Here is an 11,793-nt window from a genome sequence, read left to right as displayed (position 1 = left end):
TACGTCTGCGCGGGCGCGCATGGGGATGCGTGGCCGCGCCGGGCCAAGCGGGGCCCAAAACTGGAGGAGAGGACTTTCATGGCTGGAACTATGCGTGGCGTCTACACCAACCTAACCGACATCCGACGCAGGGTGTTCACCGAGGTCGCCAAGGTGGCCTACGGCTCTGCCAAGGATCTGGCGACGACCGAGGACCCCGTTCCCGAGGCGGTCCACGAGCTGCGCCAGCTGCCCTACAAGCTCATTCCCGGCAACGTCGCAACCTACCGCGAGTCGGTCTTCCTCGAGCGTGCCATCGTCCAGGAGCGCATCCGCCTGGCGATGGGCCTGCCGCTGCAGGACCTCGACCGCCCGGAGACGGTCTCCGACGGCATCAAGAAGGCCGCCGTGTCGGAGACCTATTACGAGCCGCCGCTGGTCAACGTCATCAAGTTTGCCTGCAACGCCTGCGAGGACAATGTCTACCGCGTGATGCCCAACGCCTGCCAGGGCTGCCTGGCGCACCCCTGCCGAGAGATCTGCCCCAAGGGCGCCATCTCGTTCAAGGACAAGAAGGCGTTCATCGACCACGACAAGTGCATCAAGTGCGGCCGCTGCGCCAACGTGTGCCCCTACCACGCCATTCACCACCACGTGCGCCCCTGCGCCGACGCGTGCGGCATGCACGCGATTGGCTCTGACGAGCACGGCCGCGCAGAGATCGACTACGAGAAGTGCGTGAGCTGCGGCCAGTGCCTCGTGAACTGCCCGTTTGGCGCCATCGCCGACAAGAGCCAGATCTTCCAGACGATCATGGCCATCAACGCGGGTGACGAGGTCATCGCCGAGGTGGCGCCCGCCTTCGTGGGCCAGTTTGGCGGCAAGGGCAACGTGGACAAGCTGCGCGAGGCCTTCAAGGAGCTGGGATTTGCCGGCATGGAGGAGGTGGCCCTGGGCGCCGACCTGTGCACGGTCGAGGAGGCTGAGGACTTCCTCGAGGAGGTTCCCGAGAAGATCCCGTTCATGGGCACCTCGTGCTGCCCGGCCTGGTCGGTCATGGCCAAGAAGGAGTTCCCCGAGCACGCGGACTGCATCTCGATGGCCCTCACGCCCATGACGCTCACCGCCCGCCTTATCCGCAGGCAGCACCCCAACGCCAAGATCGTCTTCGTGGGGCCCTGCTCGGCCAAGAAGCTCGAGGCCATGCGCAAGAGCGTCAAGAGCGAGGTCGACTTCGTGCTGACCTTCGAGGAGATGGCCGGCATGATGGAGGCCAAGGGCATCGACTACGCGAGCCTCGCCGGCGAGGGCGGGGACTTTGAGGTCGCGAGCGCCGACGGACGCGGCTTTGCCGTTGCCGGTGGCGTGGCCAACGCCGTGGTCAACGCGATTCACCGCCGCTACCCCGACCGCGAGGTCAAGGTCGCGAACGCCGAGGGCCTCGAGGACTGCCGCAAGCTGATGAAGCTCGCCACCAAGGGCAAGTACAACGGCTACCTCATCGAGGGCATGGCCTGCCCGGGCGGCTGCGTGGCCGGCGCCGGCACCCTCCAGTCGATCGCCAAGTCCTCCGGCGCGGTGAAGATGTACGCCAGGAAGAGCACGCGCAAGAACGCCACCGAGAACGCCTACCGCATGCTCATCCCCGAGCTCGAGCGCCCCGAGGACGGTGCTCACGAGCTCGAACAGGTTGCCGAGACCGACGAGGCGCAGAAGCCCAAGGCGTAAACATCTAGCTGGGGTTTATTGCTCGAGAAGCAAGCGCGAGGGCCGCGGGCGTCACGTGACGCTCGCGGCCCTCTTCTCTGTTGCGGGCTGTTTTGTTTGCGAGGGGCTGTCGGCGCCCGCGACGGCTCGGTGGCTTGCGGGCCCGCCGCTCTTCTCGGCTCCGCCATCCCTCTCGCACTTGTCGCCGGGCGGGTCGCGGAGATGCGCCGCTAGGCCTGGTCGAGCGCCTGGGCGATGTCGGCGACGAGGTCCTCGGTGCCCTCGAGGCCGCAGCTCATGCGCACCATCGCGGGGGAGATGCCGGCGGCCACGAGCTCCTCGTCGGTCATCTGACGATGGGTCGAGCTCGCGGGGTGCAGGCAGCAGGTGCGCGCGTCTGCCACGTGGGTCTCGATCGCGGCGATGTTGAGGGCGGCCATGAAGCGTTCGGCAGCCTCGCGGCCGCCGGCCAGCTCGAACGACACGACGCCGCACGAGCCGTTGGGCAGGTACTTCTGCGCGAGCTCGTGGTAGGGGTCGCCGGCCAGGCTCGGGTAGCGCACGCCCGAGACCTTAGGGCTGCCAGCGAGGAACTCGGCCACGGCGGTGCCGTTCTTGCAATGCTGCGGCATGCGCACGTGCAGGCTCTCGAGGCCAAGGTTCAGGATGAAGGCGTTCTGCGGGCTCTGAATCGAGCCAAAGTCGCGCATGAGCTGCGACGTTGCCTTGGTGATGAAGGCGCCCTCACGGCCGAACTTCTCGGCGTAGACGATGCCGTGGTAGGACTCGTCGGGGGTGGTGAGGCCGGGGAACTTGTCGGCGTGGGCCATCCAGTCGAAATTGCCCGAGTCGACGATGGCGCCGCCGACGCCCGCGCCGTGGCCGTCCATGTACTTGGTGGTGGAGTGGGTCACGATGTCGGCGCCCCACTCGATGGGGCGACAGTTGACTGGCGTGGGGAAGGTGTTGTCGACGATGAGGGGCACGCCGTGGGCGTGGGCGGCCGCGGCGAAGCGCTCGATGTCGAGGACCGCGAGGGCGGGGTTGGCGATCGTCTCGCCAAAGACGGCGCGCGTGTTGGGACGGAAGGCCGCCTCGAGCTCCTCCTCGGTGCAGTCGGGCGCGACGAAGGTGCTTTCGATGCCCATCTTGGCCATGGTGTGGGCGATGAGGTTGAACGAGCCGCCATAGATGGCCGAGCTCGCGACGATGTGGCTGCCCGCCTCGCAGATGTTGAACAGGGCAAAGAAGTTCGCGGCCTGGCCCGAGCTCGTGAGCATGCCGGCCGTGCCGCCCTCGAGCTCGGCGATCTTGGCGGCCACGTGGTCGTTCGTGGGGTTCTGCAGGCGCGTGTAGAAGTAGCCCGAGTCCTCGAGGTCGAAGAGGCGACCCATCTGCTCGGAGGTGTCGTACTTGAAGGTGGTGCTCTGGATGATGGGGACCTGGCGCGGTTCGCCGTTGCCGGGACGGTAGCCGCCCTGGACGCAGGTGGTGTCGATGGACATGGGTAACCTCCGTGTGCGGGTTTAGTTGCGCTTCTTATCGTATGCCTAAAACCCTATGGAGATTGGGAATTACTTGCGAGGGGGAGAAGTGCGCTGAAATAAGCGAGCGACCGCCTTTGTGCGAAGGCGTCCGTTCTGTGGGCTAGGCCCAAGCGCTGCTTTCAAACAGGAGGGCATGAAACCCTTCGTTCGCACTCAGTACAGCTCAAGGTGTTCCCCATGATCTGCGAGCTTGCCGGGGGAGCCGGGACGAAGGGCTCTTGACCTCGGCCCGGAGTTCTAGCCGCGAATCGCGTGGGCAAGCTCGTCTGCCGTAGAGGCAATCGTGGCGGCGCCGGCAGCGCGCAGCTGCTCGAGGGTCCTGAAGCCCCAGCTCACGGCTATGCAGGGAAGGCCTGCGTTCGCGGCGGTCGCCACGTCGACCTCGGAATCGCCCACGTAGACGGCGCGCCCGGCCGCAGCATCCGCCTGGGCTGCGGCGCCCAGGCGGGTGAGCGCCGTGTCGACCATGATGCGGTTGGGCTTCTTGGGCACCGTGTCGCTCGAGCCCATTGCCACGTCAAAGACGCCGGGGTAGTAGCTGTCCATGAGCTCGCGCACCGCGTAGTTGGACTTGTTGGAGACCACGGCGACGCGTCTGCCCTCGTCGCGAAGGCGCGCGGCGAGCTCGACCATGCCGGGGTAGGGGTGGGTGTGGTCGTTCTTGTGGGCGGCGTAGTAGTGGTCAAACGCGCTGATGACACGGGTTGTGAGCTCGGGCGATGCACTGGCGGGCAGGGAGCGCTCGATGAGCTTGGCGCGCCCGTTGCCCACGCGCGCCTGGGTCTGCGCGAGCGTCGCGGGCGCCAGGCCGCAGGCGTCAAGCGCGTGCGCCAGCGCCAGATGCAGGTCCTCGATGGTGTTCAGCAGCGTTCCGTCGAGGTCGAAAATCACGGTGGCGTAGCCGGTTGTCCCAAGCTTGGTGTCTGACACGGATGCTCCTTACGGTTGTCTGCGAACCCAGATTATGGCGCGAATGCGCGCTGATGTCCCGCGTCATGGCCACCCATCGACCCAATGGATGCGCTCGCGGGCTGGTGCTTGCGGACGCACATCAATTGCGTTCCACGCGGGTTACGGCGGGTACCTCCCTCCTTTCAGCTGCTATCATGGAAAGGAAACATGCGCGGGTGCACAGGGCTTGTGCATCCGCGTGCATGAGAGCCTGAGGAGGTACCTTTGTCAGCAAACAACACCAGCTCCGGGCGCGACAAGCAGCGCTACGAGGCACAGGCGGCCGCGGCGCGTACGTTTGCCGAGGTAGACCTGCCCGAGAGCCTGCGCGACAACCTCGAGCTGTTCCTGCGCCTCCTGCGCGAGGTGCTCACCGAGTACTCGCCCGAGCTCCGCGCAACGTTTGACGAACTGCTCTCCGACCTCATCGCCGCCGACGAGCGCGGCGTCGTGAGCGCCACCGGCGCCTCCGAGGAGGACGAGAACTTCCGTCACGCCTACGAGCTCATGCGTGGTCTCACCGTCGAGCAGCAGACCATGGTCACCCGCGCCCTCACCGCCTACTTCCACCTCGCGAACCTCTCCGAGGAGAACTTCCGCGTGCAGACCCTGCACGAGCGCGAGCGCGAGGTGTCGCTTGACTCCGAGACCGACGAGAGCAACGCCCTCGCCGTGGCCTACCACCAGCTCATCGAGGAGGCCGGCCCCGAGCGCGCCTACGAGCTGCTGAACCGCCTCGAGTTTCACCCGGTCTTCACCGCGCACCCCACCGAGGCGCGCCGCAAGGCCGTCGAGGGCAAGATCCGCCGCATCGCCCGCCTGCTCGAGGACCACCCGCGCCTGGGCGGCTCCGACCTTGCGGAGAACGAACGCCACATGCTCCAGGAGATCGATGCGCTGCTGCGCACGAGTCCCATCGCCCTCAAGAAGCCCACGCCGGTCGAAGAGGCCGACACGATTATCGACATCTTCGACAACACGCTGTTTGACATGGTGCCGCAGGTCTACCGCCGCTTCGACGACTGGGTGCTGGGCGACGACGCCGGCTGCGTGGCCCCGGTGTGCCCGGCCTTCTTCCACCCCGGTTCCTGGATTGGCTCCGACCGCGACGGCAACCCCAACGTCACGGCCAAGGTGAGCCGTCAGGTGGCGGCCAAGTTCTTCACCCACATGGTGGCGACCCTCGAGGACAAGTGCCGCCGCATCGGCCGCAACCTCACGCTCGACGCCGAGCACTCCAAGCCCTCGCCCGAGCTCGTCAACCTGTGGAACCACCAGGTCGAGATGAGCGAGGTGCTCACCGCCCGCGCCCAGCTCATCAGCGAGTCTGAGCCGCATCGCGCCGTCATGCTCGTCATGGCGGATCGCCTGAAGGCCACGATCGCGCGTAACTCCGATACGATGTACCACTCCTGCGACGAGTTCCTGTCCGACCTGCGCATCGTGCAGCGCTCGCTTGCCCAGAGCAACGCCTGCCGCGCCGCCTACGGCCCCGTCCAGACCCTCATTTGGCAGACGGAGACCTTTGGCTTTCACATGGTCGAGATGGAGTTCCGTCAGCACTCGATCGTGCACAGTCGCGCGCTGGCAGACATCCACAAGCACGGCCGCAACGGCGAGCGCGGGCCGCTCGACCCGATGACCCGCGAGGTGCTCGACACCTTCCGCGCCCTCGGCTCGATCCAGAAGCGCTACGGCGCCAAGATGGCCCGTCGCTATATCATCTCGTTCACCAAGAGCGCCCAGAACGTGGCCGACGTCTACGAGCTCAACCGCCTGGCCTTCGCCCACGCCGAGGACGTGCCCACGATTGACGTCATCCCGCTGTTCGAGCAGCTCGAGGACCTCGAGAACTGCGTCGACGTGCTCGACGACATGCTCGAGCTGCCCGACGTCCAGCGCCGCCTGTCCGAGACGGGCCGCAAGATGGAGGTCATGCTCGGCTACTCCGACTCATCGAAGGACGCCGGCCCCACCACGGCCACGCTCGCCCTGCACTCCGCCCAGGAGCGCATCGCCCAGTGGGCTCGCCGCAACCAAATCGACCTTGTGCTCATGCACGGCCGCGGCGGCGCCGTGGGCCGCGGCGGCGGCCCGGCCAACCGTGCCGTGCTGGCGCAGCCCGCGGGCTCGGTCAACTGCTTCTTCAAGCTCACCGAGCAGGGCGAGGTCATCTTTGCCCGATACGGTAACCCGGTCCTGGCCCAGCGCCATATCGAGAGCGTCGCGGGCGCCACGCTGCTGCAGAGCGCTCCCTCGGTCGAGAAGACCAACACCGAGATGACCGAGAAGTACGCCGACATGGCCGCCAAGCTCTACGACGCGAGCCACGACCACTTCGTCGAGCTGCTCAACACGTCCGACTTCACGCCGTGGTTCTCGACCGTGACGCCGCTCGTCGAGATCGGCCTGCTCCCCATTGGCTCCCGCCCGGCCAAGCGTGGCCTGGGCGCAAAGTCGCTCGACGACCTGCGCACCATTCCGTGGGTCTTCAGCTGGAGCCAGGCGCGCATCAACCTGGCCGCGTGGTACGGCCTGGGCTATGCCTGCGAGAAGCTTGGCGACCTCGACCTGCTGCGTGCCGCCTACAGGGAGTGGCCGCTGTTCACGACGTTCATCGACAACATCGAGATGTCGATCGCCAAGACCGACGGCCGCATCGCCCGCCACTACTTGGCCCTGGGCGACCGCGACGACCTCGCCAAGATGGTCCTCGACGAGATGGCCCTCACGCGCAAGTGGACGCTGGCCATCGTGGGAGACGAGTGGCCGCTGCAACACCGCCGCGTGCTTGGCCAGGCCATCCGCGTGCGCAACCCCTACGTTGACGCCCTGTCGATCTCCCAGGTGCGCGCCCTCACGGCCCTGCGCGAGCACGAGGCCGAGCTCACGGCCAAGGAGCGCGAGCGCTACATCTCGCTGATCCTCTCCGCCGTCGCCGGTGTCTCCGCGGGCCTGCAGAACACGGGGTGATGCCCCGCGCATCTGCGCCCCACCCATGGCATTGCCAAGCCCGTCTCGCCCTGCGCGAGGCGGGCTTTTTGTGTGGTCGGGGTGGGTGGTGTTGAGCCTCGACACAATCCGGGTGAGCGGGGTAAATCCGCTCGGGCGAGACGCGACCGATTGCACGACCTGCCTGGCTCTAATGGTCCAGCGACTCGTCGTGCCACAGCACACGCTCGTCGATGTACTCGAGCAGGTGCGGGATGCGGCAGCGCCGCGCCGCCCACCATCGCGGGGATGATGAGCCACTTGCCGCGGCGCTCGGTGTCGGGTACGGGCTCCATGTCCTGGTCTGCGATGACGGTGCCTCTGGGCTGGAGCTCGCCGGTGCTGTTGCGAGGGATGGGAGCGGCCCCGCAACTTGTAAGGGTTTTGCCCCGCTCCTACCTTCTGGCGATGTGACGTGGGGAAACGTCCGTCTCTCCCGTACACTGTGAACAATTATGTAAATTGGTTTAGGCCGGGGTTCACGCGGGGTTACGTGGCCTCTGGCCAAAAGGGGAGGAACATGGACCAGACACCTACGCCCGCCGACGAGCGGGCCGTGCGCGTCATCGAGGTGAAGCAGAGCGTGTTCGCGGCCAACGACCGCGCGGCCGACGGCCTGCGCGAGCGTCTGCGGCAGCGCGGCACCTTCCTGCTCAACCTCATGAGCAGCCCGGGCTCGGGCAAGACCACCACGCTGCGCCGCACCGTCGAAGTGCTCGCGGGCAAGTTCACGATGGGCGTCATGGAGGCAGACATCGACTCGGACGTCGACGCCCGCACCATGGCAGACGCGGGCGTCATCGCCGTGCAGCTACACACGGGCGGCATGTGCCACCTCGACGCCGGCATGTGCGCGGCCGGCCTCGCCGAGCTCGACGCCGCTGCCGCCGAGGCGGGCGTCGATGCCATCGACCTCGCGGTTCTCGAGAACGTGGGCAACCTCGTGTGCCCCGCCGAGTTTGACACCGGCGCCTCCGTCAACGTTGCCATCCTCTCGGTGCCCGAGGGTCACGACAAGCCTCTCAAGTACCCGCTCATGTTCGAGGTCTGCGACGTGGTGCTTGTGAACAAGATTGACGTGGCGCCCTACTTCGATTTCGACATGGACGCCCTCGAGGCAAACGTCCACCTGCGCAACCCCAAGGCCAAGATCTTTGCGATGAGCGCCAAGACCGGCGAGGGCGTCGAGGCCTGGACCGGCTGGCTTGCCGAGGCTGTGGCCTCCTGGAAGGCCGGCACCTTCTCCAAGGACGCCCCCGCCAACGAGGACGCCCCGCACTACCCAAGCGTCTAGCGAACGAATCGCGAAGAAGCGTGACAAGGCCCCAACCCCTTTGTCACATCCGTGCCCATAAGGAGACAAGATGATTCTCAACGGACCTGGCATTTCCTACACCGAGCCCGACATCGGCTCCGAGTTCGTGCCGCCCATCCCCGAAAACCCGCGTCCCGCGATCGTGGCCCTCTGCGAGCACTGCACCAACCGCATCCTCGGCAGGAAGGAGCTTCTGCCCTACGAGTACTGGAGCTTTGCCGAGGCGGCCACCGACGAGCAGGCCACCATGCTCTGCAAGCTCAAGATGCGCGTTCCCTACACACTCGACGCCGCCGTGAGTGCCACGGGCATCGCCGCCGAGAAGCTCGAGCCCATGCTCGACGACCTCTCCTACGTGGGTCTTCTCGAGTACAACTGGGAGAACGACGCCCACGAGAAGCAGTGGGTGCTTCCCATGCTCGTGCCCGGCTCCGCCGAGTTCCTCAACATGCGCCCCGCCGAGCTCAAGGACCACCCCGTCTACGCCAAGTTCTTCGAGCAGGCCTCCAAGGGCCCTCTCTCCAAGGCCACGCCCATGGTGCCGCCCGGCGGCGCCGGCATCGGCATGCACGTGATTCCCGTCGAGCAGGCCATCGAGCACGAGAACCAGTCCATCTCGATCGAGCACATAAAGCACTGGCTCGACAAGTACGACGGCAAGTACGCCGCGAGCACCTGCAGCTGCCGTGCCAGCCGTGACACGCTGGGCGAGGGCTGCGGCGACGACTTCAACGACTGGTGCATCGCCGTGGGCGACATGGCCGACTACGTGGTCGAGACCAACCGCGGCCGCTACATCACGCGCGAGGAGGCCCTCGAGATCTTCCAGCGCGCCGAGGACAACGGCTTCGTGCACCAGATCACCAATATCGACGGCGAGAACAAGATCTTCGCCATCTGCAACTGCAACGTGAACGTCTGCTATGCCCTGCGCACCTCGCAGCTGTTCAACACGCCTAACCTCTCGCGCTCGGCCTACGTGGCGCGCGTCGAGTCCAGCAAGTGCGTGGCCTGCGGCCGCTGCGTCGAGGTCTGCCCGGCCGGCGCCGCCAAGCTCGGCCAGAAGCTGTGCCTCAAGTCCACCGGCAAGGCCCCCAGCTATCCCGTGCAGGAGCTGCCCGACGCCGCCAAGTGGGGTCCCGAGAAGTGGAGTCCCGACTACCGCAACAAGAACCGCGTCGAGACGCACGAGACGGGCACCGCCCCCTGCAAGAGCGCCTGTCCCGCCCACATCGCCGTCCAGGGCTATCTCAAGCTCGCGAGCCAGGGCCGCTACACCGAGGCCCTTGCCCTCATCAAGCGCGAGAACCCGCTGCCGGCCGTCTGCGGCCGCATCTGCAACCGCCGCTGCGAGGACGCCTGTACCCGCGGCCGCATCGACGAGGCCATCGCTATCGACGAGGTCAAGCGCTTCATCGCCCAGCAGGACCTCAACGCCGAGACCCGCTACATCCCCTCGCAGGTGCGCCCCAAGGTGCGCGGCGACTTCGAGGAGAAAGTCGCGATCATCGGCGCCGGCCCCGCGGGCCTCACCTGCGCCTTCTTCCTAGCCGAGAAGGGCTACAAGCCCGTCGTGTTCGAGAAGAACGCGCGCCCGGGTGGCATGCTCACCTACGGCATCCCGGCCTACAAGCTGGGCAAGGACGTTGTGCAGGCCGAGGTCGACGTCATCGAGGCCATGGGCGTTGAGTTCCGCTATGGCGTCGAGGTGGGCCGCGACGTGACGCTTGCCCAGCTGCGCGAGCAGGGCTTCTCTGCCTTCTACGTGGCCATTGGCTGCCAGGGCGGCCGCCGCGCCAACATCCCCGGCGAGGACGCTGAGGGCGTCACCGTGGCCGTCGACTTCCTGCGCAAGGTTGCCGAGACGCAGCTCGACGGCGGCGTGGCCGAGCCCGTGAGCGGCAGGGTCGTCGTCGTGGGCGGCGGCAACGTCGCCATCGACGTGGCCCGCACCGCCGCCCGTCTGGGCGCCGAGAGCGTCGACATGCTCTGCCTCGAGGCCCGCGACATCATGCCCGCCTCCAACGAGGAGGTCGCCGAGGCTGAGAACGACGGCGTGCGCCTGTCGTGCGGCTGGGGCCCGGCCGAGGTCCTCGCGCAGAACGGCCACGTTACCGGCGTGCGCTTCAAGCGCTGCACCAGCGTCTTTGACGATGAGGGTCGCTTTGCCCCCACCTACGACGAGGCCGACACGATCGACGTCGCCTGCGACCAGCTCGTCCTCTCCATTGGCCAGAGCATCGAGTGGGGCAACCTCCTCGAGGGCTCGGCCGTGGAGCTGGGCCGCGGCCAGGGCGCGGTGGCAGACCCCAAGACCTACCAGACCGCCGAGCCTGACATCTTCGTGGGCGGCGACGTCTACACCGGCCCCAAGTTCGCGATTGACGCCATCGCCGCCGGTCACGAGGCGGCCGTCTCGATTCACCGCTTCGTGCAGGGTGGCACGCTCACCATTGGCCGCAACCCGCGTAGCTATCGCGAGCTCAACCGCGACGACATCGAGCCGGGCTCGTATGACACCACGAGCCGCCAGGAGCCCGCAATCGACCACGAGCGCGAGCGCACGGCCCCGTTCGAGGAGTACGCCCAGGGCTTCACCGAGGAGCAGGTACGCGCCGAGACCGCCCGCTGCCTGGGCTGCGGCGCCTCGATCGTCGATGCCAACAAGTGCATTGGCTGCGGCCTGTGCACGACCAAGTGTGCCTTCGACGCCATCCACCTCCACCGCGAGCGCCCCGAGTGCTCCACGATGGTCAAGTACGAGGAGAAGATTCCCTCGCTGCTCAAGTACGCTGCCAAGCGTCAGTTCAAGATCATGTTCAACCGCAAGTAGCGGCTGAGCGTTCGCCATGGGGTGCCCGCTGCCGCCATCGCACGCGGCGCGGGCGCCCCGCTTTTGTGTGGAAGGGGAGTGCGCGTGCACGAGCTGGGAATCGTGTTCTACATCATCGACGACGCCAAAAAGGCGGCCACGGACAACGGCCTCACGAGCGTCAAGAGCGTGACGCTCACCTTGGGCGAGGTCTCGGGCGTGGTGCCCGAGCTGCTCGAGGACGCCTGGACGTGGGCTTGCAAGCGCGAGCCCATGATGGAGGGCTGCGAGCTTGTGGTCGAGCCGCTTGCCGCTGTGACCCACTGCGGTGGCTGCGGGGCCGACTACCCAACTGTGGCGCACGGCCGCACCTGCCCGCATTGCGGCAGCGACGACACCTACCTCTTGCGCGGCCGCGAGGTGGTTCTCTCCCAGATCGAGGCCTACTAGCAGGCCGGGGACAGGGGGACGGGTCTTTTGTCCCCGCACTT

Annotated in this window: 7 protein-coding genes; 5 read left to right on the top strand and 2 right to left on the bottom strand. The window is 66.9% G+C overall.

Annotated elements, in window-relative coordinates; all coding sequences use genetic code 11:
- The first annotated feature begins 78 nt into the window (after nucleotides 1-78).
- On the top strand, nucleotides 79-1,707 hold the full coding sequence (locus Q3866_RS03540) for a 4Fe-4S dicluster domain-containing protein (RefSeq protein ID WP_301829660.1): 1,629 nt from the start codon (nucleotides 79-81) through the stop codon (nucleotides 1,705-1,707).
- A gap of 209 nt (nucleotides 1,708-1,916) precedes the next feature.
- Here Q3866_RS03540 and Q3866_RS03535 read toward each other — a convergent pair whose 3' ends face one another.
- Nucleotides 1,917-3,191: an O-acetylhomoserine aminocarboxypropyltransferase/cysteine synthase family protein gene (locus Q3866_RS03535; RefSeq protein ID WP_293824824.1), complete on the bottom strand. Its 1,275-nt coding sequence runs from the start codon at nucleotides 3,189-3,191 to the stop codon at nucleotides 1,917-1,919.
- A gap of 279 nt (nucleotides 3,192-3,470) precedes the next feature.
- A complete protein-coding gene (locus Q3866_RS03530) occupies nucleotides 3,471-4,163 on the bottom strand; it encodes an HAD family hydrolase (RefSeq protein ID WP_301829659.1) in 693 nt (230 codons plus the stop codon).
- A 246-nt stretch (nucleotides 4,164-4,409) separates the two neighbouring features.
- On the opposite strand from Q3866_RS03530, the gene Q3866_RS03525 reads away from it, so the two are divergent.
- The 4 genes from Q3866_RS03525 to Q3866_RS03510 all read left to right on the top strand — a co-directional run bounded on the left by Q3866_RS03525 (nucleotide 4,410) and on the right by Q3866_RS03510 (nucleotide 11,752).
- Nucleotides 4,410-7,157, top strand: a complete 2,748-nt coding sequence (locus tag Q3866_RS03525) for a phosphoenolpyruvate carboxylase (RefSeq protein WP_301829658.1) — start codon at nucleotides 4,410-4,412, stop codon at nucleotides 7,155-7,157.
- Between the two features lie 538 nt (nucleotides 7,158-7,695).
- On the top strand, nucleotides 7,696-8,469 hold the full coding sequence (gene hypB, locus Q3866_RS03520; RefSeq protein ID WP_301829657.1) for a hydrogenase nickel incorporation protein HypB: 774 nt from the start codon (nucleotides 7,696-7,698) through the stop codon (nucleotides 8,467-8,469).
- A gap of 70 nt (nucleotides 8,470-8,539) precedes the next feature.
- Nucleotides 8,540-11,323: an FAD-dependent oxidoreductase gene (locus Q3866_RS03515; RefSeq protein ID WP_301829655.1), complete on the top strand. Its 2,784-nt coding sequence runs from the start codon at nucleotides 8,540-8,542 to the stop codon at nucleotides 11,321-11,323.
- 84 nt (nucleotides 11,324-11,407) lie between these two features.
- A complete protein-coding gene (locus Q3866_RS03510; RefSeq protein WP_301829653.1) occupies nucleotides 11,408-11,752 on the top strand; it encodes a hydrogenase maturation nickel metallochaperone HypA in 345 nt (114 codons plus the stop codon).
- The last annotated feature ends 41 nt before the right edge of the window (nucleotides 11,753-11,793 follow it).

This window comes from uncultured Parolsenella sp., from assembly GCF_958346945.1.
GTDB lineage: Bacteria > Actinomycetota > Coriobacteriia > Coriobacteriales > Atopobiaceae > Parolsenella.
The sequence above is the reverse complement of the archived record's forward strand: the minus strand, read 5'-3'. Positions and strand labels throughout refer to the sequence as shown.

Coding starts and splice junctions, on each gene's coding strand:
- Q3866_RS03540 (WP_301829660.1), top strand. CDS start 79: ATGGCTGGAACTATGCGTGGCGTCTACACCAACCTAACCGACATCCGA.
- Q3866_RS03535 (WP_293824824.1), bottom strand. CDS start 3,191: ATGTCCATCGACACCACCTGCGTCCAGGGCGGCTACCGTCCCGGCAAC.
- hypB (WP_301829657.1), top strand. CDS start 7,696: ATGGACCAGACACCTACGCCCGCCGACGAGCGGGCCGTGCGCGTCATC.
- Q3866_RS03515 (WP_301829655.1), top strand. CDS start 8,540: ATGATTCTCAACGGACCTGGCATTTCCTACACCGAGCCCGACATCGGC.